The organism is Paramesorhizobium salinisoli (genome assembly GCF_003335045.1).
Classification (GTDB): Bacteria; Pseudomonadota; Alphaproteobacteria; order Rhizobiales; family Rhizobiaceae; genus Paramesorhizobium; species Paramesorhizobium salinisoli.
On the sequence record NZ_QOZG01000002.1, the window covers coordinates 642,110 to 662,634 of the forward strand.

27 protein-coding genes are annotated in these 20,525 nt (G+C 59.0%); 9 read left to right on the plus strand and 18 right to left on the minus strand.

Translation table 11 applies throughout. The annotated features are described in order from the left end of the window. The first annotated feature begins 229 nt into the window (after nucleotides 1–229). On the plus strand, nucleotides 230–574 hold the full coding sequence (locus DUT91_RS06600; RefSeq protein WP_245419579.1) for a hypothetical protein: 345 nt from the start codon (nucleotides 230–232) through the stop codon (nucleotides 572–574). Between the two features lie 106 nt (nucleotides 575–680). On the opposite strand, the gene DUT91_RS06605 is transcribed toward DUT91_RS06600, so the two are convergent. The 3 genes from DUT91_RS06605 to DUT91_RS06610 form a co-directional block, all read right to left on the minus strand. Next, entirely contained in the window at nucleotides 681–932 is a 252-nt protein-coding gene (locus DUT91_RS06605; protein WP_114439536.1) for a GlsB/YeaQ/YmgE family stress response membrane protein, read from the minus strand. A 162-nt stretch (nucleotides 933–1,094) separates the two neighbouring features. Then, complete coding sequence (locus DUT91_RS25750) at nucleotides 1,095–1,232, minus strand: hypothetical protein (RefSeq protein WP_160113629.1); 138 nt, start codon at nucleotides 1,230–1,232, stop codon at nucleotides 1,095–1,097. A gap of 92 nt (nucleotides 1,233–1,324) precedes the next feature. Then, nucleotides 1,325–2,455, minus strand: a complete 1,131-nt coding sequence (locus tag DUT91_RS06610; protein ID WP_147272162.1) for a mechanosensitive ion channel family protein — start codon at nucleotides 2,453–2,455, stop codon at nucleotides 1,325–1,327. Between the two features lie 213 nt (nucleotides 2,456–2,668). Here DUT91_RS06610 and DUT91_RS06615 point away from each other — a divergent pair, with 213 nt between their 5' ends. Beyond that, nucleotides 2,669–3,001: a four-helix bundle copper-binding protein gene (locus DUT91_RS06615; protein WP_114439538.1), complete on the plus strand. Its 333-nt coding sequence runs from the start codon at nucleotides 2,669–2,671 to the stop codon at nucleotides 2,999–3,001. 5 nt (nucleotides 3,002–3,006) lie between these two features. Here DUT91_RS06615 and DUT91_RS06620 read toward each other — a convergent pair whose 3' ends face one another. After that, nucleotides 3,007–3,828, minus strand: coding sequence for an endonuclease/exonuclease/phosphatase family protein (locus DUT91_RS06620; RefSeq protein WP_114439539.1), 822 nt, complete (start codon nucleotides 3,826–3,828; stop codon nucleotides 3,007–3,009). Between the two features lie 102 nt (nucleotides 3,829–3,930). Here DUT91_RS06620 and DUT91_RS06625 point away from each other — a divergent pair, with 102 nt between their 5' ends. Further along, nucleotides 3,931–4,914 (plus strand): lysylphosphatidylglycerol synthase domain-containing protein, encoded by a 984-nt coding sequence (locus tag DUT91_RS06625; RefSeq protein WP_114439540.1) that lies wholly within the window; start codon nucleotides 3,931–3,933, stop codon nucleotides 4,912–4,914. On the opposite strand, the gene DUT91_RS06630 is transcribed toward DUT91_RS06625, so the two are convergent. After that, complete coding sequence (locus DUT91_RS06630; protein WP_114439541.1) at nucleotides 4,900–6,471, minus strand: phospholipase D-like domain-containing protein; 1,572 nt, start codon at nucleotides 6,469–6,471, stop codon at nucleotides 4,900–4,902. The genes DUT91_RS06625 and DUT91_RS06630 overlap by 15 nt on opposite strands. Before the next feature lie 152 nt (nucleotides 6,472–6,623). On the opposite strand from DUT91_RS06630, the gene DUT91_RS06635 reads away from it, so the two are divergent. Together DUT91_RS06635 and DUT91_RS06640 are read left to right on the plus strand one after the other, a co-directional pair. Continuing rightward, a complete protein-coding gene (locus DUT91_RS06635) occupies nucleotides 6,624–6,830 on the plus strand; it encodes a hypothetical protein (protein WP_114439542.1) in 207 nt (68 codons plus the stop codon). Between the two features lie 8 nt (nucleotides 6,831–6,838). After that, the gene (locus DUT91_RS06640; RefSeq protein WP_114439543.1) at nucleotides 6,839–7,081 is read left to right on the plus strand and encodes a hypothetical protein; all 243 of its coding nucleotides are present in this window, start codon (nucleotides 6,839–6,841) and stop codon (nucleotides 7,079–7,081) included. A 41-nt stretch (nucleotides 7,082–7,122) separates the two neighbouring features. Here the strand turns inward: DUT91_RS06640 and DUT91_RS06645 are convergent, their stop codons facing one another. Genes DUT91_RS06645 through DUT91_RS06655 form a run of 3 tightly spaced genes read right to left on the minus strand, consistent with a single transcriptional unit; the run spans nucleotide 7,123 to nucleotide 7,762 of the window. Beyond that, the gene (locus DUT91_RS06645; protein WP_114439544.1) at nucleotides 7,123–7,341 is read right to left on the minus strand and encodes a hypothetical protein; all 219 of its coding nucleotides are present in this window, start codon (nucleotides 7,339–7,341) and stop codon (nucleotides 7,123–7,125) included. 26 nt (nucleotides 7,342–7,367) lie between these two features. Continuing rightward, a complete protein-coding gene (locus tag DUT91_RS06650; protein WP_114439545.1) occupies nucleotides 7,368–7,571 on the minus strand; it encodes a hypothetical protein in 204 nt (67 codons plus the stop codon). Nucleotides 7,572–7,579: 8 nt separating this feature from the next. Further along, nucleotides 7,580–7,762: a hypothetical protein gene (locus DUT91_RS06655; RefSeq protein ID WP_114439546.1), complete on the minus strand. Its 183-nt coding sequence runs from the start codon at nucleotides 7,760–7,762 to the stop codon at nucleotides 7,580–7,582. Nucleotides 7,763–7,887: 125 nt separating this feature from the next. Between DUT91_RS06655 and DUT91_RS06660 the strand changes: the two genes are divergently transcribed. Continuing rightward, a complete protein-coding gene (locus DUT91_RS06660) occupies nucleotides 7,888–8,202 on the plus strand; it encodes a hypothetical protein (protein ID WP_114439547.1) in 315 nt (104 codons plus the stop codon). Nucleotides 8,203–8,209: 7 nt separating this feature from the next. Here DUT91_RS06660 and DUT91_RS06665 read toward each other — a convergent pair whose 3' ends face one another. Genes DUT91_RS06665 through DUT91_RS06695 form a run of 7 tightly spaced genes read right to left on the minus strand, consistent with a single transcriptional unit; the run spans nucleotide 8,210 to nucleotide 16,034 of the window. Then, entirely contained in the window at nucleotides 8,210–9,265 is a 1,056-nt protein-coding gene (locus DUT91_RS06665; protein ID WP_114439548.1) for a UDP-glucuronic acid decarboxylase family protein, read from the minus strand. Between the two features lie 36 nt (nucleotides 9,266–9,301). Then, on the minus strand, nucleotides 9,302–10,399 hold the full coding sequence (locus DUT91_RS06670) for a CgeB family protein (protein WP_114439549.1): 1,098 nt from the start codon (nucleotides 10,397–10,399) through the stop codon (nucleotides 9,302–9,304). Continuing rightward, nucleotides 10,396–11,502, minus strand: a complete 1,107-nt coding sequence (locus DUT91_RS06675; RefSeq protein WP_114439550.1) for a CgeB family protein — start codon at nucleotides 11,500–11,502, stop codon at nucleotides 10,396–10,398. The genes DUT91_RS06670 and DUT91_RS06675 overlap by 4 nt, the downstream gene beginning before the upstream one ends. Further along, nucleotides 11,499–12,674 (minus strand): CgeB family protein, encoded by a 1,176-nt coding sequence (locus tag DUT91_RS06680; protein ID WP_114439551.1) that lies wholly within the window; start codon nucleotides 12,672–12,674, stop codon nucleotides 11,499–11,501. The genes DUT91_RS06675 and DUT91_RS06680 overlap by 4 nt, the downstream gene beginning before the upstream one ends. After that, on the minus strand, nucleotides 12,674–13,831 hold the full coding sequence (locus tag DUT91_RS06685; RefSeq protein ID WP_114439552.1) for a glycosyltransferase family 4 protein: 1,158 nt from the start codon (nucleotides 13,829–13,831) through the stop codon (nucleotides 12,674–12,676). Before DUT91_RS06685 ends, DUT91_RS06680 begins: the two co-directional genes overlap by 1 nt. Further along, on the minus strand, nucleotides 13,828–14,928 hold the full coding sequence (locus DUT91_RS06690; RefSeq protein WP_245419581.1) for an SDR family NAD(P)-dependent oxidoreductase: 1,101 nt from the start codon (nucleotides 14,926–14,928) through the stop codon (nucleotides 13,828–13,830). The genes DUT91_RS06685 and DUT91_RS06690 overlap by 4 nt, the downstream gene beginning before the upstream one ends. After that, nucleotides 14,925–16,034, minus strand: a complete 1,110-nt coding sequence (locus DUT91_RS06695; protein WP_114439554.1) for an NAD-dependent epimerase/dehydratase family protein — start codon at nucleotides 16,032–16,034, stop codon at nucleotides 14,925–14,927. The genes DUT91_RS06690 and DUT91_RS06695 overlap by 4 nt, the downstream gene beginning before the upstream one ends. Before the next feature lie 250 nt (nucleotides 16,035–16,284). Here DUT91_RS06695 and DUT91_RS06700 point away from each other — a divergent pair, with 250 nt between their 5' ends. Beyond that, nucleotides 16,285–16,491, plus strand: a complete 207-nt coding sequence (locus tag DUT91_RS06700; protein ID WP_114439555.1) for a hypothetical protein — start codon at nucleotides 16,285–16,287, stop codon at nucleotides 16,489–16,491. A 105-nt stretch (nucleotides 16,492–16,596) separates the two neighbouring features. On the opposite strand, the gene DUT91_RS06705 is transcribed toward DUT91_RS06700, so the two are convergent. From DUT91_RS06705 to DUT91_RS06715, 3 genes are read right to left on the minus strand one after another with little or no spacing between them, the layout of a single operon-like run. Beyond that, the gene (locus DUT91_RS06705; protein WP_114439556.1) at nucleotides 16,597–17,028 is read right to left on the minus strand and encodes a TIGR02588 family protein; all 432 of its coding nucleotides are present in this window, start codon (nucleotides 17,026–17,028) and stop codon (nucleotides 16,597–16,599) included. Between the two features lie 20 nt (nucleotides 17,029–17,048). Further along, nucleotides 17,049–17,921, minus strand: a complete 873-nt coding sequence (locus DUT91_RS06710) for a TIGR02587 family membrane protein (protein WP_342634441.1) — start codon at nucleotides 17,919–17,921, stop codon at nucleotides 17,049–17,051. 34 nt (nucleotides 17,922–17,955) lie between these two features. Continuing rightward, nucleotides 17,956–18,291: a hypothetical protein gene (locus DUT91_RS06715; RefSeq protein ID WP_147272163.1), complete on the minus strand. Its 336-nt coding sequence runs from the start codon at nucleotides 18,289–18,291 to the stop codon at nucleotides 17,956–17,958. A 237-nt stretch (nucleotides 18,292–18,528) separates the two neighbouring features. Between DUT91_RS06715 and DUT91_RS06720 the strand changes: the two genes are divergently transcribed. Further along, nucleotides 18,529–19,485: an MDR/zinc-dependent alcohol dehydrogenase-like family protein gene (locus DUT91_RS06720; RefSeq protein ID WP_114439692.1), complete on the plus strand. Its 957-nt coding sequence runs from the start codon at nucleotides 18,529–18,531 to the stop codon at nucleotides 19,483–19,485. Next, a complete protein-coding gene (locus DUT91_RS06725) occupies nucleotides 19,482–20,522 on the plus strand; it encodes a Gfo/Idh/MocA family protein (RefSeq protein ID WP_114439559.1) in 1,041 nt (346 codons plus the stop codon). The genes DUT91_RS06720 and DUT91_RS06725 overlap by 4 nt, the downstream gene beginning before the upstream one ends. Nucleotides 20,523–20,525 lie beyond the last annotated feature (3 nt).

The window sequence follows — 20,525 nt, forward strand, 5'->3', positions numbered from 1 at the left end:
CGCCTTGCAGATCGCGAATTGTAATATTATAAATATGCACGCAATTCATTGTGGTGGTGATATGTGAAATTATATTATAACTTTCTTCTATACTGAAAATAATATGAAATACATTTCTTATAGAGTGGAGCCGATTCTTAACCAGCTATAAAGAAACGCAACCAGTTGGTGTATTTTTACTTTCAAACCTGCCGGAATGCATGGCAGTTTCCCCGCATGGCGACGCGAAATGGTTCCGTCGCAGAAGCAGGGATTAGGTATAATGAAGACTTTTGCCCTTACCATCGCAGCTCTGGCTTTCAGTGCTGGCGCAGCTTTCGCCGAAAACCCGAATTTCGGGATTCCAGCCGACCTGCAGGATCCGACTCAGCCAATCGCCAGTTCCGGCGCTCAGCCCGTCATGAACCATGCGGACCATTTCGGTGCTATCGACTATACGGCGACAAGTGATATTGGCGAAACGGGCGTCTCGCAACACCGTATGGGCAATTATGTGTCCGACCCAATGGACAATCCGGCTGCACACCGCTTCACCGACGCGTCACCAAATCTGGAAGATCAGAATGGCTTCTGATCCGGCGATCAGCGCATGAACAGGGGGGCGAGAAAACTTCGCCCCCCTGTTCAAAATGCCCTTAATCGGTTTCGATTAAGGAAATCACGCAATGGTCATGCGGCTTCTATCGCTTGGCGAACCGGGCGACAGCGATCAAAACACATGCGCCGATGAAGCCCGCGACGAGATAGCCGATCCAGCCGGTAAGCGTAACGCCGAAGATGCCCAGAACCGCATTTGCAAGGATGGCTCCTACGATACCGAGGATGATGTTCATGAAGAGGCCCATATTGCTTTTCATGAACATTTCAGCGAGCCAACCTGCGAGGCCACCGATGATGATTGCTGCGATCCAGCCGACGCCAGCCTGTTCCATATAAGTGTCTCCCGTCCTAGATTTACCGAAATGGGTTAATCGCGAAGTATGAACCGGATTTTATCTCCGGCTCCGGCTCCGGCTCCTGGAGCCGCCCGAGGATAATGCTACCGGTCGGCGAATAAAACAACAGCGTCCCTCCATAGCAGGATATCTCCTCGATCAATTGGACTGATCCAGCGCGTGCGGCGGCATGTTCTTATCCGGCTCGTTACCCGACAATTGGGCGGCCGAAACGATGGCGATGACGGCTATCAGCGCAATGATGATCGACCCTACGAACAATCTTTGATTCTGCATCGGCCTCATCCAGTCTTCCGGCAGTCTTCCGGCGGTTTCAATGGTCCAAACGCCGGCTGTCCCGGAAAGTTCCTCGGCAGGCTGTTCCCGGATCAGTGGATCAACGGCTTGTCCTGCTTCGACCTTGCAGCGGCGAATGCTTCCAGCAACTGCTCCACGGTGTCGCGATCGACCAGGACGCGCTGGGCTGGAGAGGCCAGCTCCAAATTATTGTCTTCAGACCATTGCGCGACCTGCACCAGAATTTTCTGATGGATGTCCATGTAGACGTTATAATCGGCGCTGAGTACGTAATAGACCGTTTCAATACGAGGTCCGGTCTGGGCGAATTCAGCCAGATGGGACCGGTCGAAGCGCGTCTTATCGATTGCCTCTATCACCTTACGGATATGAGTCGCCAATTCCTGGAGCTTTGCTATTGGCGCCCGGGAGTGCGTGTGCAGATCGAATACAACGCGGCGTTCCTGCATCCGTTTGAAATTGTGCAATCGCGCGTTCAGCAGCGTATCGTTAGCGACGCAAAGCTGCTCACCGGACAAGGCCCGAATGCGCGTTGTCTTCAACCCGACCTTTTCGACTGTGCCCATGGAACCGTCGAAGGTGATGAAGTCGCCGACGATGAAAGGCTTATCCAGAATGATCGCCAGGGACGCGAACAGATCCTTGAGAAGGCTCTGCAAGGCAAAAGCAATGGCTATGCCGCCGATGCCGAGGCCGGCCACCAGACCGGTTATGTCTATGCCGAGATTGCTGAGCATCACCAGCACGACTGCGGACCAGACAACCGAAAGTCCCATGATCCGCACGATTTGAGCGGCACTTGACCGAGCGGGGTCCGGCTGGCTCGGCCCCAGAAGATGATTTTCGATCCACAGGCTGACGAAAGCGCTGCCCCAAAGCCCGAGCTGGATCATCGTTGCCGCCAGAACAATGCCCGAAATCAGGCGATCGGCCCGCGGTGGCAGAACAAGGAACTGCACTGCGATCCATAATGCGACTGCTGCCAGAAAGAACCGATAGGTCCGGCTGGTAAGCGCCAGAAGGACCCGCACCAGTAAATTTCTCCTCGCTCTGCCGTCAGCGACGAGCCGATTGTCGATAAACGATCGCAATCTTGTCGTCACGCCAAAGACAAGAACGAAGGCAAGAAGCGCCAGACCCCATAAATAGAGGCGATTCCCGAAAATTTCCCAGGAGTGCGTGAGTTCCACTATTTCAGGCAAGATCTTTCCATTCTTCTATGCGGTATTGGCGCCTACCCGTGGCAAAAGGCCAAAGTGACGAACACGGCTCTCTCCCTCTTTAACTTATCTGTATATTATCCGAGAACCTTTGCGCGAGAAAATTGTTCCGCAAACTGCGGTCAATCCAGGAACGATCCAGCACAGATCAGGTTATCTGCAGACCCAACACGCATTCACCTTGGGAGAACTGCCATGCACCATATCGATCCCGAAATGAAACATTGTATCGATGAATGCCTGCGCTGTTATCAGGCTTGCCTGTCGACCGCGATGGGGCATTGCCTGGAAATGGGCGGCAAACATACCGAGCGAAAACATTTCACGCTGATGATGGCGTGCGCTGAAATATGTCGCGGTGCGGCCCATTTCATGCTGCTTGGTTCCGAGCATCACAAACATGTCTGCCGTGAGTGCGCCGAGATCTGCCTCCAATGCGCGGATGATTGCGAACGTATCGGCGACATGGCGGAATGCGTGGCGGCTTGCCGTGCCTGCGCCGAGAGTTGCCGCAAGATGGCTGCATAGACGTATCAAGGCATAGCTGCTTCCAGGCCGCCTTCCCGTGTGATTTCCTGCAAGGGTCGCAACGGTACGGAAATCTTTGCCGCCAAGGGCAGGTGGTCCGAGGCGCTACGCGTCAACGCATTCGACCAGACCTGTGATTCAAGCGAGACGATCCCGTTTCCGACGAAAATGTAATCAAGCCTCAATAGTGGGAAACGCGAGGGGAACGTCGCCTGCGGCCGTGGCTTGGCGTCGAGTTGTACGTCCGTCGCCTGCCGAGCGATAGTGCGATAGGCGAGCGAGGAGGGTCTGGCGTTGAAATCGCCCAGCAGGACGAACGGTGAATTCTGACACACTGGATTTCCGAGCCAGCTTGGCCCCAGAAGCGTCACCACCTGGTTCATGCGCTCACGTCGACGCAATCCGAGATGCGTATTGATCACATGCAGTTCCGTCCCGCCGAGGTCGACAGATACCCAGATGGCGCCGCGCGGCTCACCGATAGACGGCAGCGGCCCTGCCCTTATGAGACGCGACGGAAGGGCCGTGAGGATCGCGTCGCCATATTGTTCGTCGGCCAGATGCAGGGCGGGGTGAAAGTGCACTTCCATGCGCAAATGCGATGCGATGATCCGCGCCTGATCGATGCCTTGCGTGCGTGCGCGCCCGACATCCACTTCCTGGAGTGCAATGATATCGGGCGAGCAATGCGCGATCACTTTGGCGATCCGCGCGGGATCGACCTTGCCGTCGGTCCCCCGGCAACTGTGCACATTATAGGTGAGGACCTTCAGAGATGAGCACGGCGAGATGCCTGATGGATCGGAATTTGTGCGGACTGAGTTCATCGGATGGGAACGCTAGCTTCTCCGGTTCGTTCCCGAGAGATACCGGCTGCGTATTCACATACTTGGCCAACATGTTGGGCTATATGGTTGGAAAGAAGGATCATGACCGCTTATCGGCTTCTCCTGAGACTGTTCATTGTGTTGATGATCGGTGGCGCGGCCTATCTGCTCTATCGCGCGGTCAGCCAGTACAGCCTCGAGGAGATCATCAAATCCGTTCAGGCCATCTCGCTTGCCAGGCTGATAACGGCGCTAGGCTTTGCGGCAGCCTCCTATCTCTGCCTGACTGGCTTCGATACGCTGGCGGTGCGTTATATCGGCAAGAGGCTTGCCTATCGCAGGATCGCGCTCACCTCCTTCATCAGCCTCTCCATCGGCCATAATGTCGGTGTGGCGGCGCTGAGCAGCGGAGCGATCCGCTATCGCTTCTATTCGCGTTGGGGCCTGAGCGCCGGCGATGTTGCCAAGATCGTCGTTTTCACCGGAATGACCGTCTGCCTCGGATTGACGACGCTGGGCGGCATCGGACTGTTGCTCTATCCGGCGGATGCCCGAAGCCTGACCAATCTCAGCCGGCCCGCCATTCAGGCGGTGGCGATCGCGAGCCTTCTGTTTTCCGCGCTTTACCTGATCCTCTCAGCCCGTATCCGCACGCCGTTCGGATACGGGAAATGGAAGCTGGAGCTGCCGTCCTTTCGTCTGGCGGTTGGCCAAATCCTCATCGGAACCCTGAATTTTGCCTTCGTTGCCGCCTGTCTCTACCAATTGGTCGCAGCAACCACGGATATGAACTATCTGGATATCGTGGCGATCTACACCACGGCCAATGCAGCCGCCATCATCAGCCATGTTCCCGGCGGCATCGGCGTCATTGAGGCGACCGTCATCTACTCTCTTCCCGGTGCGGCCGCCATCGGCGCAGCGATCGCCTTTCGTGTGGTTTATTTCCTGATCCCGCTCACGCTCGGATTGCCCCTGTTCCTCATCAGCGAGCATGTGCTGCGCAAACGTGAAGGTCGCAAGACGCCGAGGGGTAGGACCTTTCCTGCAGGAGCGCCCAGGGAAAGGCCATCAGAGAATTTTTGAGAATAGCGAACCGATATATCCGGATATCCGCTGCAGAGGCCAGAAGGGCTTTTTGGGATCGAGCAGTCCCGTGCCGATGAGCGGCGTCGTCTTGCCGTTTGAGGCGCTGATCGGAAACGGCCGTACGCCCCTTGGTCGGCTATTCAGATCATCGATCGTCGCGACCAGCGAGCCCGTGCGGGCAAATGCTGCTTCGAAAGCTTGCGGGGTCACATCGAGATGTTCGGCGGCGAGCCGGTTTCGAAAGCTGATGATGATCTGTCTGTGCGCGTCGGTCTTTGCTTCGATGGCGATATCGCATTCAGTATCGAGGCCTTCCGAGCGGTTGTTCAGATTCGACGACCCGATGCGGATGAAATGATCATCGACAATCAGCACCTTTGAGTGGATGAGAACTTCGCATTCCCCGCCATCGGCTTGCGGAACCACCGCATAGACCACCCGCAGGCGGCCGAATCTATCGGCCCGCTTCAAGCGGCGGATCAGTCTGTTGCGGTTATGGCCCATCACGACCTGCTCGAGATAACCGCGGGAACTGTATGTGGTCAGGATGACGACTTCCGGCCCGTCAGGCTCCTCAAGCCGCTTGGCCACAGTCTTGCCGACCACGAAGGACGCGAGATATTGCGTTTCGATATAAATGGACTTCCTGGCGGCGGCGATAGCGTCAGCGGTAAGCTGGATAGTTTCGCGGCGGCCGCGCTGGCCTGCGAGCGGCGGTTCAGTGCGGGCTATCGCTACATCGCAGGCTGATATTTCGTAAGCCAGGCCATCCGGCCAGATCGGCGCCGCTCCTTCGGCAGAGCCAATGGTTTCGCCGGTCGCCCGCTTCCAACGGCCACGCGTCAGATCGCCGATTGCGCGAGCGGCAGCGCCGGAGACCATTGCCTGCACGTCGTGGACAGGGCCGTATTCATCGCCTCTATGGGTGACACGATGCCGCGACCGGGCGGGATGGTCGCTTGTATCCCAGCGCCCGAGGGTCAGATCGATGCCGCCCACAAAGGCGATCATATCATCGATGCAAACCATTTTCTGGTGGTGCGACCCGCGAAGCGCATGCCTGGAATCGAACCGCAGATGAATGCGGGGATGATCGGCCCATTCATGTTCGATATAGAGCTTCAGCGACTTGCCCGAATATATCGGTCCCATGGACCAGACAAGGATGCGAATTTCCAGCTTCTCGTTTGCGTCGACCAGCCGGCGCAGCAACCCGCCCAAGGTTTCTCCCTGGGGATCCATGTGGGGCCGCAATCGAATATCTGGATCGAAATCCCATCCGACGATCCAGATGCTCCTCGTGGCATGAGAGAGGGCTTGCTCGACATGGCGAAAATAAATTTCGCTGTCGACCAGAAAGGCAACTTTTTCTGCGCTCCGGACAGCCCATGCATTGCGGCCCTCACGGATGATCGGCTCGGATGCGGGAGGACGAGCCATGTTCATCGTTCCGGCAGGGGCGGGAGCCTGTTTCCTTGCCTTGTCGAAAATCTCCGTATCCGCCTCTCTGGCGTCAGAATAAACGGAGCGGGGGGTATTTCGAAGATCATTCATGAACAACCCATTGCTGCTGAAACGCTGATGCCTATCAACCGCGTAACACTGGTTAAGGTTCCGGAACCCTCTTTAACCCCGGGCTCTTCCGCAATTTGATCGGAACATTCGCGTCGGCGAGCCGTTCGTCCGATAGGAAATGGAGTTGAGCAATGACCGGAAACAAACATCCAAAACGGAAAATTCCAAACGATGCCGACCTGAAGAGAAATCCCGGTATCGGGACTTCGAAGGGGACGATCAAAGAGGGCGACGACACACTGCTCGAAGGTGAAGTTACGTTTGAGGGCGACGTCGAAAACGACACCACGCGGCTCGACGGCATCAATCCCCGGCAGACCGGACGCACCAATAAATGAGGTAAATCATGACCGGACCAAAAACCCATGATCAGCAGCTGCGCATCATTGAAAAACGGGAGAATACGGCGAATGCCGATAAGGATTTCGGTCCCAGCACAGATTTGAACACGCCGAAACCCGTGCGCGAAGCCTACCAGGAAAAGACCCATTCTCCCGCCGCCCGCAAAAAGGCGGAGACAGATAATCGCAGCATGCTGCGTGGCGAACATCAGGAAAGCGAGCATCACAAGAATCGGCCGGATGATTAAGCGCGGTTCATAGAACCCGCTCCCGGCAAACGAAGCGATGTCTAGTCATCAGTCATCCGGTTGCCCGGGTGATCATGAAACTGCTCGGTTTCAATTTCCTTGCTGTCGAGTCCGCGCTCTCGCGTATGCTGCGCCTTGTCCCTGTTTGACAGGACTGCATTTTCCTCGATCTTATCCTTGTCGATATCGGTCATCGCGCCTTCTCCAGAGCCTTTGCCCTGAGCGCCCGACCCAATGTGCTTCTTGTCTGCCTTTGCCATTGGTTTTTTCCACTTGTTCGTGCGTGTCAGACCTTCTTGCCGGCTTTTCTCAGCGGATCGTGCGTATGGTGGCTGTCTCTTTCGCCGCCACCGCCGGAAACCTTGCTCTTGGTACGGCGATCGGAATCCGCCGGCGGCTTCTCGATTTTGAACGGTTCCTTGGCATTCTCATGCGATGCGCCGGGGCCGCCCTGCCGGATAGATGCTGGTGTTTTCTTCGATGTCGACATCCCTCACCTCAGCGATCCTGTTGATAGCCCTGATGGGTAGTATTGATCTTCGTATTCCCTGATTGGCCGCGCTTTTCCGGGTTTTCGGCGCCGCCGTCCGCCTTTTGATCGCTGACGATGGTCTTCTTTTCATCACCGGTACCCTTGGGAGAGCGGTTTTCGGGGGGAGCGGGAGGTATCCTTCGAGTCATGGTCGTTCTCCATTTCTTTTGGCAAACGCCTGACAAAGGCTGATGTTCCCGGGATATCGCACACCACACATGGGAACATCGGGCTCAGGGCGACGTTGGAGCGTGTAATCAGGGAGATCCTAGACATGGCTGCGAAAAACGTTGCAGATAGCCGAAATGCCCCGCCCACGGTGGACCGGATGCGGGAAGATATCGATAGGGGCTCAACTCGCGAAAAGGTGCCCTATCCAGACCCGGCAGCCGCGCCAATGGGGACGGACGAGGAAGCAGCGGGAAATCCTCCCGGCGAAAAAGAGCGTGCCATCGAAGTGGAAGCACGGACCGATCCTGTCGGCGTAAGCCGCAGGCAACCGGCAGCAGTGGTGGTTTATGTCCTGATCACCATCCTTATCGGTTGCGTCATCCTGGGCAGTGTTGCGGTTTTCCTCAACCGCAACTGAGTACCCCTTATTTACCGACGGCATGCTGATATGCGCCCGCCGCCGGGCTCGATGTCGGTGCTGTCCTTGCTGCCGTCCGCCCTTGGCTATCGTTATAATCAGCAAACGTGGCGAACCATTCGATCGTGCGGACCAACCCTTCCTCCAGAGGTATTTTCGGCTCCCACTGCAGCAATGCCTGCGCGCGCCCGATGTCTGGCCGTCGCCGCTGCGGGTCATCTTCCGGCAGCGCAACGAACTGGAGGGGGGAGCCTGTCGGAATATGCTCCTGAACCAGTTGCGCCAGTTCAAGCACCGAAAATTCGCCGGGATTACCGAGATTGACCGGCAGGCCAGGATTTGGCTTTACCCGCATCAGCGCCAGCAGGCCCGCGATCAGGTCCGAGACATAACAGAAGGACCTTGTCTGCTTTCCCGTCCCGTATATCGTCAGTGGCTTGCCCTCCAGCGCCTGGATGATGAAATTGGAGACGATGCGGCCATCGTCGCTCTGCATCCTCGGCCCATAGGTGTTGAAGATGCGCGCAACGCGGGCATCAACACGGCCCGCCCGCAGGAAATCGAAACACAGCGATTCGGCGGCGCGCTTGCCTTCGTCGTAGCAGGCGCGGGGGCCCGTGCAGTTCACATGGCCACGGTAGGACTCGTTCTGCGGATGCTCCTGCGGGTCACCATAGACCTCGCTCGTCGAGGCCTGAAGGAAGGTCGCGCCATGCTGCTCAGCGAGTTGCAGGAGATTGGCGGTTCCGACGACGCTCGTCATCATGGTGTGCGCGGGATCGGCCTGATAACGCGGCGGCGATGCGGCGCAGGCGAGATTGAATATCTCGTCGATCTCTCCATCGATTGTCAGCGGCTCACAGACATCGTGCTCTATCAGGCGAAAACGCGGATGGTTTTCCAGCGCTGTGATATTCGCGGCGGCCCCGGTCAGAAAGCTATCGACGCAGATGACGAAATGACCGTCGGTCAGAAGCGCATCGGAGAGATGCGAGCCCACAAATCCAGCTCCCCCAGCAACCAGAACAGTCTTTGCCTTTTTCTTCTTCCGAATTCCATTCATGAGCTCACTCACCTTTTTTACATCGTCCGGGAAAAATCACCGGACGGCTATGGAATGGGAAAGCACGGGCCTTGTGCCTTCGATGGCGTTTATCATTTCCCTTGCTCGCGCCCGGCCGGTATGGGCAGTCAGAACCCTTTTGTGCGCGGCTTCCGCGATGGCCTGCCGTTTGGTTTCGGGCAAGGATGTCAGATGGCGCACCACCTCCTCGGTCGTGTCGCCCATGAGAATGGCTTCATCTTCCGGCATAAGTTCACCGAGCCCCCGCCAGCGGTCGCTGATGATCGCCGTGCCGCAGGCCGCCGCCTCGAAAAGCCGCACGCTCGGAGACCAGCCGAGATCGATCATATCGCGGCGCGTGATGTTCAAGGTAAAGCGCTGGCGGCTATAGAAGGAGGCATGCCGGGAGGGCGGCAGGTGCTCGAACCGCTCTACGTTGGCCGGCCAGTCGATATCGTCGGGAAATTGCGCGCCGGCGACGACGAAACGCAAATCGGGAAGGCGCCGGGCCGGTTCAATCAGGAGCCTTTCCAGCGCTGGCTGGCGGTCGGAACTATAGGTGCCGAGATAACCGAGATCCCATTCGATCGCTTCACCGGTGTTGAAATGCTGAGCGGGATCGACCGAACAATGCAGCGCCTCCGCTCGCTTTGCACCGTAGCGATTTTCCAGGAGGTCGAGCACCTTTCCGCCGGAAAATGAGAAATAGACGTCGAAAAGGGGTATCTGCCGCTTTGACAGATAATCCTCATGGCCCTGATCGAGACGCGAGAGCGTCACCGGCGTGTCAATATCGTAAAAGCAGAGCGCTTTCGGTGCGATCGCCGCCACGAAATCGATGATCTTGACGCCCTCGGGCACGAATGACCCAACGACAACCGCATCGGCACTGGCCATCGCTGGTTGATAACGGCGCAGATCCTCAAGGCTGGTATAAAATTCAAGCGTGCAGAAATCGGGATCGGGAAGATCGCGATGCTCGGCATACCAGGGGACATCTCTTTCGAGGAAGAGGATCCTGTGCCCGTCCTCGCGCAAACCACGTAGGAGCGCGCGGAAGGTGGTCGCATGGCCATTACCCCAGGAGGACGAGAGGGAAAGCCCAAGAACGACCAATGTGAATGGTTGCGTCATCCCACAGCCTCCATCCGGATTCCTTGCGCACTCCCGGGAACACGCGCGCGGATGATCCTGTCGACCTCGGCGGCCCGCCTGTCATAGGTATGTTCGCGCAGCACCCTTTCCCTCGCTTGCCTGCCAATTTCGATGGCCCGTGCAAGCGTCAACCCGTCCAGAAGATCGGCGACATCCTGACCATCACGGGCGGCCAGCACCTCCTCCCCCGGCTTGAGGAAAAGATCGAGCCCCACCCAGGCGTCCGTGATCAGGCAGGCGCCCGCGCCGGCTGCCTCGAACACCCGCGTGGCGGGGGAAAACCCGTTCGAAGCCATGCTGGCGCGGCTGATATTCAGCACAGCTTTCGGCGAGACATTGAAGGCATTGTGATCAGCCGTGCCGACATGACCGATATAGCGGACATTCGGCGACATCGGCTTGTCCTCCCAGCCCGAACCGCCGAGCAGGAAGGTGCGCTCCGGCAGCATCTCGGCCGCTGACAGGAAGAAATCCTCGACGCGCTCTTCACGATCCGGCAGGCGATTTCCGAGGAAGGCGAGATCGCAGACAAAACGCGGATCCCGTGCCACGGGATAATGGGTTTGAGGGTCGAGCGCATTGTATATGGGGATGCAATCGGAAACGCCGAGCGCGCGGTAGCCATAGACGACAGGATCTCCGCCGCCATAGGTCAGCACGAGATCGACGCGCCCGAGTTGCCCCCGCAACGGCTGGTCGCCATCGGCGGCCAATGAGGCCAATGTGGCCGGCGCGTCCACATCCCAGAAGATGGTGAGCGCGTGCGGGCTTGCCGCATTGAGAATTTCTTCAAACAGGGCATCGTCCTCGAAACCGACGCCACTCGCCTTGACCACGATATCGGCTTCGGCCGCGCGGGCGGTCACCGCTTTCATCGCAGCCTGCGTCGGCTGGTAGACGACGACCTTGCACCAGTCGGGTGGATCGATGTCGCGATGCTGCTGCCTGCCATAGACATCAGGCTCATAGAACGTGACATCATAGCCAAGCGCCGCCAACGCCTTGATGATCCCGCGATAGTAAGTAGCCGCGCCGTTCCAGCGGGAGGAAAGCAGGCTTGACCCGTAGAATGCAATTTTCATTTCAGTTCCTCCTGCAGCAACAGTGCCGAAAGCGTGTCGGCAATCTTCCCCCGTGTTTTCGGCGTCCCCAGCCTGTCGAGCACCGTGAAAAGCTCATCAACCCTGTGAGCGCAGGTGTGACGGGAACGGATGGTTTCCAACCCCGCTGCCGAAAGCGCGGCGGCCAGGTCGCGGTCGGCGATGACATCCCTCATCAGCGAACCCATTTCCTCGCCATCGCGGGCGAAGAGAAAATCGCGACCCTCCCGGAACAGTCCCTCGCTGTCGGCCCAGGGAGCGGAAATCAGCGGAATGCCGCAGGCAAGCGCTTCGAACATGCGGATCGTCGGAATGCCGGGCAACGCCTCCGTATAGGGCCGACGTGGAATGTGCACCGTAAGGCGATGGCGCGCGAAGACCTCGGGAACATCCGCATTGGCGATCCAGCCGCGATAATCGAGACCGGCTGCGGCGAGCCGGGCGCGTGCATCCTCGGGATAGCGCACACCATGGACAGTTCCATTCAGGCCTAGGCGTCTGACCGGACCCGTGAGGAAAGCCTCGATTTCAGCGGTTCTCTCGCCATCTCCCCAATTTCCAACCCATACGACGTCACGGGGGGCGTCACGGGCGACATCCCCATCCTGCCCGGCCTCGCGGCGGGGCTTGAACAATCGCGTGTCGGCGGCCTCGTGCCAGGTGAAGACCTGCCTGCCCCAACCCGCCCTGAGATAGCGCTCACGCAGCGTTTCGCCGAAGGCGAGGACACCGTCGTAGTCGTCAAGATCAAGGTCGGCGATCTCCGTCGTGGCCGATGCCGCGCGATGATGGGTATCGTGAAAGAGAAGCGTGAAAGCGGCCCCGTCGGCCCTTATCCTGCCGATCCGCCTCACCAATGCGGGGTCCGTCCATTCATGCACCACGACGACGTCGGCGCCCGCCAGGACTTCCTCGTGCGGAAAAGTCGGACCATAGGTAAAGGACGTGAGCTCGGGAAACTCGCGGCTGAAACGATCAAGGGCGACTGCGCCCTGATCTCTCATCATATTTACCCGGCTCCAGCCATTTTCCGGTTCCAGCGCCACGGCCTTGTGGCCGCGCGCCAGCAACTCGCGCATCACGCCACGCAGGAAATGCGCATTGCCGTGATTCCAGTCGGAAACGAGCGAATGAGTGTAAAAAATGAAACGCATCACGCCTCCGATACTGACTGCCGGGCCATGTTCGGCGCGAGTTCTCGATAGATTGCGGCCATCCGGCGCGCCTGGTTGTCAGGTGTAAGGTCGAGCGATCGCGTCCAGGCGCGTTCCCCCATCCGGCTGCGCAAATCCGCATCGCCGGCCAGCAAAGCGATCGCCTCCACAAGCTGATCCGGTTTGGCGGGATCAAAGAAGATCGCCGCTTCGTCCCATAATTCGCGATAGACCGGTATGTCGGAGAGGATGAGCGCCGTCCGGGCTCTTGCTCCCTCCAGCGCCGCCAACCCGAACGGTTCGTAAAGCGAGGGCGATACGAGGATGCCGGCGCGGCGGACCAGATCCAGAACCTCGCTATGCGGCAGGCTGCCGAGGCTCTGAGCATGTTGCAAGACGATTGTCTGGCCATTCGGACCCCCGAGCGGTCCGGCCAGCTGGATAGGCCATGACGATTTTTCGGCGGCCGCATCGAGCACCGAGACATTCTTGCCGTCATCCCACCACCGACCGGCAGCGAAGACGAAAGGTTGCTTCTTACCATATGCGAAGGTGGCCGCACTTCCGTTGGGAACAACGGACATGCGGGGAAGCGGTCCATAGCAGTGCGTCAGGACATTGGCATGAGACCAGCTCGGCGCCACGATCGCGTCGGCACGCGCAAAGCCTTTCGCATTGCGGCTTCGATGCCAATGCCAATGGCGGGGCAACGGTCCTGTTCGCATCGTCTCCCACCAGGTGACCAGACAGGAATGCGATACCGTCACGACGGGAATATCACGCTTCAGACCGGCCGCCTGTGACGGCAGATTGAGGTGGAGGATGTCGATCCGATGGCTTTCAACCAGCTGTTCGAGTGTCGAAGGCAAGGTCTCAAGCGCGGCTTCGTCATCGGTCATCCAGTCGAGCGGTTGGTCCAGCCAGATCAGTTCTCCGATCCGTTCGGCCTCATGCCTCTGCTCGGGGCCGGGCTGCGGCCCCAATCCGGCGAACAGGGTGGAGATGCCGAATTCCCTTAATGCCTCTGCGCAATCCATGGCGTAGCGCCAAACGCCCCCCACCGCGTCCACAGTCATCAGAACACGCAACTCTGCGGGCCTGCGGGTATGAGCCGCGCTGTGCCGTGACTTCCCGTCATGGAGGGCAGACAGGCTCATGCTGAAATCCTCTCCCGGCCCGAAAGGGGCGCATCCAATCCCCTGTTGCTGCGCAGCCAGGCGGCGAGATCGCGCAGGCCATCACGCCAGGCGATAGTTGCCTTCCACTCCAGCTGGCGCTGAAGCGATCGCGTATCCGCTACGAAATATGCCTGGTCCGCAGGCCGCCAGTCCGCGTGTTCGATGACGCATTCACGCCGGGTGATCTGAGCGATCTCGCCGAGAACATGCCTGAGGCTGACGGCATTGGCGGGGCCGCCACCCAGGTTGAACGCCTGCCCCCTTACGCTGTCGATCGACCGCAGCAACGTCCGATAGGCGGCAACTGCGTCCCTGACATGGAGAATGTCGCGCACCTGCTTGCCATCGCCATAGATGGTGATCGGCTGGTTTTCCAATGCGCGAATGAGGAAATGCGCTACCCAACCCTGATCCTCATTGCCGAACTGCCGGGGACCGTAGACGCAGCTCATTCGCAGCACCGCCGTGGGGATATCGAATGATTTGGCGTAATCGAGCACGTACTGGTCTGCCGCTCCCTTGGAACAGCCGTAAGGGGTGCAAAAATCAAGGCCGCGATCCTCGCCGATCCCATGATGATAGATATCGGGCGCGGCGGGGACGTATCTATCTTCGCGCTCGATAAGCTTGAGATCGTCGAGCGCGCCATAGACCTTGTTGGTGCTGGCGAAGATGACGGGCGTCGGGTGTTTCGACCGACGCGCCGCCTGCAGCACGTTGAGCGTGCCGCGCGCATTGACATCGAAATCGAGGAAAGGTTCCGACAGACTTGTCGTCACAGCGGTCTGGCCGGCAAGATGAAACACCGCCTTCGCATCGGCGAATGCCGGCTCTATGGCCTGGAGGTCCCTGATGTCGGCGATCAGGGTATGGACGCGCGGGCCGTGGTTCTCCTTCAGCCAACTCAGATTCTGATCGACGCCGGGCCGTGAAAGATTGTCGAGGATCACCACCTCCTCGCCGCTTGCCAGCAGGCTATCGGCCAGATTGGAGCCTATGAACCCGCTGCCCCCCGTGATCACGACAGGCTCGGCCTTGCCGGCCAAAGAGGGGGCGGCCAGATCGCGGTCGCTCATGTCACCAATCCCCGTACCTCTAGGTTGCGCCGCATTTCGGCTCCCTTGTCGACCGCACGGGTATGGCGAACCCATTCCGCGAACTCGCTGAGCGAATTCTCCAGGTGAAGCTGCGGCTGGAAACCAAGGAGTTCGCCGGCCTTTGCGATATCGGCAAAGCAGTGCCTGATATCGCCGGAGCGGGCGGTCTGGAGAATTTCGGGCTCGATCTCGGGCACGCCCATGACTTCCGCCAGAAGCCGCGCGACGGCAGAAATGGTGTAGGAACGACCGCTGCCGATATTAATCACGTGGCCATTGGCCTGTGGCTGCTCCAGCGCCAGGCGGAATGCACGGGCTACATCCCTTACATGGACGAAATCACGCCGCTGTTCGCCATCCTCGAAGATCATCGGGCTTTGTCCGTTCGCCAGGCGCGCCGAGAAATTGGCGAGAACGCCGGTATAGGGATTGGACAGGGCCTGGCCCGGCCCGAAGACATTGAACAGACGGAGGGCTACGGCCTGGCGGGCATAGGCCTGGGCAAAGATGAGGACCGACTTCTCCTGGCAATATTTGGTAAGCGCATAGATAGAGGCGATATCGACCGGCTTTTGCTCATCGGTGTGGACCGGGGTCAGCGGTTGTCCGTCTGCGCCCGTCGGGTCCCAGCGTTCCGGTCCGATAGCCCTCGCCTCGCGACGGACAGCTCTTTGCAGTTCGCCCTGTTCATTGCGGTACAGGCCCTCGCCATAGACGCTCATCGAAGAGGCGACGACGATGCGCTCCACGGGAAGCTCGATCAGTTCCTCAAGCAGTACCGCGGTGCCGAGATCGTTGGCTGAGACATAGCGGGCGATCTCATACATGGACTGGCCAACGCCTACCTCGGCGGCGAGATGCACCACCTGGTCGATTCCGTTAAGGGCGCTGCGCAAGGCATCGCGGTCGCGGATATCGGCGAAGACATAGTCGACGCGGCTATCGCGCGTGGCTGCTTCCTCCCCGTGGACCTGTTCGACCAGGCCATCCAGGACGCGGACGTCATAGCCGTTTTCCAGAAGTTCGTCGGTGAGATGGCGGCCAATGAAACCGCATCCTCCGGTGATCAATATCTTCTTGTTCACGCCGGCTCCTCATATGGAATTGAAATCAGTAATCTTTCCCATCGAACAGCAACGGCAGACGTTTGTTCCCGAAGTTGATGAACAAGATGATGGCGTTGGGTAAGGATGTGCACGACAGGGAAGCCGGCGGAGGGAAGTCGGAACCAAAGGAACATTTTACGCGGTTATTGGTTTCCCCGGGTCCGAATTTTCCGCTTCATGCACCTGGCATCGGATGTATTTTCGTCAGGAAAAATCCCGGGAGAGACCGATGAGCGAAGCCAAAACCACCACCGATCATGACACCATCCGCCAATGGGCCGAGGCGAGAGACGGCCATCCCGCACGCGTCAAGACATCCGGGCCGGGCGGAATATTGAGGATCGATTTCGGCGAGCCGGAGGAAGGCCTGGAGAAAATTTCGTGGGATGAGTTCTTCGCAATTTTCGACGAGAACGATCTGGCGTTTCTCTATTAGGACACCGCGGCGGGCGGAGGGAAAAGCCGGTTCAACAAATTCATCGAGCGGGAATCCAAGGAATGATCGTGGGGCTTCCACGATCATTCCTGACATCAATCGACGTCAAGGATTATCATATCCCACGACCATGAGGCGCAGATGAGCCGTGTCCGGGTCGGCGCTAAAGAATAGGACACCGTCCCGCATCGAGTTCCGCGGCACATAATCGAACTCGATCTCGGAGGTCTCCACAACTGCTCCGTTCCTCTCCAGTGTCCCGCGCAGGTGCACCCCGGCAGCTGTTTCCGTTCCGCGATTCGTAATCGCAACGGGTATCCGGAATGTGCCGTCGGTGCGTTTGGTTTTTCCGATGTCATAGGTGAATCGCGGCGGTTCGGATGGGGCGAAAATCGCGTCGTAAAGAAGAAATCCGAGCAATCCTGAGATGATCAGCATGGAAATCGCGCCGACGATCCATTCGACTGGATGGGCCGCTCCTTCCTTCACTGCCGCATTCGGCATCTTCGCTTTGGGCTGCTCGGTTTTTCCGGCCATGGTCTGCTCCTTCGTTGTCCTCAAAGTATCAGCCGTGCGGCCGCCGCACCGACGGCTGAAGGAAACGCCAGGACGATCATGGTCATGACAATCTGTTCGGGCGGAAGTTCATCAAGGCGGCCGAATACCCAGAGAACAAAGAGGCTGATGCAGCAGGCGACCACATATCCGGGCAGCGTAAAGCGGACGAGCGCGCTCCACCACGGTGTAGCCGGCGAGAGCTCCGTGCCGCCATGGAACCCAAGGGCGAATACGAAGCCATGCATGGTCAAAAGCGAAAGCAGGACCAGCGCGATCCCGTGCCACGGCGTCATCTGATAGGATATCAGAACGGTTTCCTCGGTCGGTGCGATGTTGAAGCCCAGGAATAGCGCCCCCACCCCCATCAAAAACATTTCTCCCGCATAGGTATCTTGCTGCTCCTGAATGGGTTCATCCGAAGCCGCCACGAACTGGCCCCGCGCCAGTAGCGCGCCTATGCTTGCCGGAATCATCTGCAAGGATAGCTTGCCGACGATTTCCTCAGCCGACATGCCGAACCGGATGACGCCGAACAGAACCAGCGCGGTTATGCTCGTAAACACGCCGATACCGAGCGCGAAAGCGGCATCGAGGATGACATCGCGCCAACTTGCCGTGTGCCTGAAACCAATGCGATGCGAAAGACCGATGAGCAGCGGGATCGCGACAGCAATCAACGCCGACAAGCGCAGCGGATCGGCATAGAAGCCGAGCCACCACATTTCCATGGTCATCAGCATCGGTAGCGAAAATATTAATGCTCCCCCCACCGCCCGCCCGCCGTCCCTCAGCAATTTTCCGGCTGAGGCCCGCATTTGCGTCCCGCCGGAAGGCGGACTGGATGCACGCTTCGGCCTGTTATTGCTGCTCATTGCTGTGACCCACCCCGGCCCTTGTCCTGCCCGCTCATTTCGCCGGCTGGCCCGGGATGGCGCCGGGTGGGATGATGGGTGTCTTGCCGGTATCGGGCGGCGGTAGGTCCGTTTGGCTGTCGCCAGTCGGCGGCGGCTTCAACACGCCTTTGCAGCGCTCGAGCCGCTTGGCCATGCTCTCCTGCGTTTCAGGCTTCGTGTTGCCTTGTCCGGCCTGGGGATCGGCGCGGCAATCCTGCGGGACTTGCCCGCTCTCATTCGGATTTGGCTGATCTGGATCGCTGGTTTTGTTCTCCGCAGCCATGGCGGACAGAGATGTGCTCCCCAGCAACAACAGACCGAGCAGAAGCACGCATATTCGCTTTGACATGAGTGGCCTCACTTTCGCCGCAGCCGCACCAGGAAAGCGTTTCCGGCTGCAATTCCATGGATATAACGCCCGAACACTGTCTCCGTTCCTCCCGCTGGAAACGCAGCCGCGGGAACATGTCTCGCTCTGCATTGTTCGGTTGTTTCGGAACTGCGCAGAAAAGCGGATGGCGGCATGACCCTGAACACCACACTCAACAGACCCACGACGCCCGACTCGATTTCCCCGCCACAAACCATGAGCGCCGCCGTGATCACCGGACCGGGCATATTGCGCATCGAGGCGGCACCGCTGCCGGAGCCAAATGCAGGGCAGGTGCGTGTCAGGCTGGAAGGATGCGGGGTATGCGCCTCCAATCTGGTGCCCTGGGCCGGGCCAGAATGGATGCGCTTTCCGACCGAACCCGGCGGGCTCGGACATGAGGGCTGGGGGATCATCGATGCGGTCGGGTCGGATGTCCGGGAGATCGAGATCGGCGATCGTGTCGCAGCCTTGTTCTACCACAGCTACGCCGAATACGACGTCGGCGATGCCGAAGCCGTGGTGAAGCTACCGCCCGAGATGGCCGATTTCCCTTTCCCCGGAGAACCGCTCGGCTGCGCGATGAATATCTTCCGCCGCAGCGAAATAGAGCCCGGCCAGACCGTGGCCATCGTCGGCGTCGGCTTCATCGGCGCGCTGCTTTGTCAACTGGCTACCCGCGCGGGCGCTCATGTCATCGCGATTTCACGAAGAAGATTCGCCCTGGATATGGCAAAGCGGATGGGCGCAGCGGAATTGATCGAGCTCGACGATCACCATGCCATCATCGACAAGGTGAAATCGCTGACCGGTGGTGTTTTCTGCGACCGCGTCATCGAGGCGACGGGTAAGCAATGGCCGCTCGATCTAGCCGCCGAGATCACCCGCGAACGGGGCAAGCTCATCATCGCCGGTTATCACCAGGATGGCCCACGGCAGGTCAATATGCAGTTGTGGAACTGGCGGGGCCTAGATGTCATCAATGCGCATGAACGGGACCGCGCGGTTTATATCGAGGGCATGCGCGAAGCGGTCAGGGCGGTGGCTTCCGGAGCGCTCGATCCCATGCCGCTTTACAGCCATCGTTTTCCCTTGTCGCGCCTGGACGAGGCACTCAACGCAACGAGAGACCGACCCGACGGTTTCATGAAAGCACTGGTGATGATGCCATGACCATCCTTGCCCAGGCTGCCCCGCAGCCACGAACGTCCTCCGCTCCAGGTCTGAAGCGGCCCCGGCTCGGCTTTCTCGGCGTCGGATGGATCGGGCGTCAGCGCATGGAGGCTGTAATGGAATCCGGCTACGCGGAAGCGGCTGGAATCGCCGATCCTTCGCCGGAAATGGCGGCTGCCGCCAGGGAAATCGCGCCCCGTGCAGAAGCGGCTGCATCGCTCGACGAATTGCTGGAGATGGATCTAGACGGGGTGGTGATCGCGACGCCGAGTGCGCTGCACGCTGCCCAGTCGATCACCGCCTTGAAACGTGGGGTGGCGGTGTTCTGTCAGAAGCCTCTCGGCCGAACGGCAACCGAGGTCGAAGAAGTCGTCAGGACTGCGCGGGAGGCTGACCGGCTGCTGGGGGTCGATCTCTCCTACCGCTTCACCGCCGCGATGCAATGTGTCCGCGACAGCATCCAGAGCGGCGAAATAGGGGCTGTCCATGCGGCGGAACTGGTTTTTCACAACGCCTATGGGCCTGACAAGCCATGGTTCTACGATCCGGATCTTTCCGGCGGGGGTTGCGTCATGGATCTGGGCATTCACCTGGTCGATCTTGCACTCTGGACGTTGGATTTCCCTGCGGTTTCACAGGTTTCAGGCTCGCTTTTTTCGGAAGGCGAGCGGCTTTATGGCAATCCAGACCGGGTCGAGGATCATGCGGTGGCGACGCTCGAATTCGAAACAGGCGCGGTTGTGCGCATTGCCTGCTCATGGCGCCTTCATGCGGGATGCGATGCGGATATCTCGGCGACGTTCTATGGACGGAACGGCGCCCTGGCGTTCTCGAATGTCAGTGGCTCCTTCTACGATTTCAAAGCGGAGCGTTTTACCGGCACAAGCAGACAGACGTTGATCAACCCTCCGGATGCCTGGGGAGGAATGGCGGCCGTCGATTGGGCAAGAAGGCTGGCAGCGGGATCGCGCTTCTCTCCCGTCGCAGAGCAGTATGTAGATGTCGCCACCGTTCTCGACCGCATTTATGCACGATAGAAA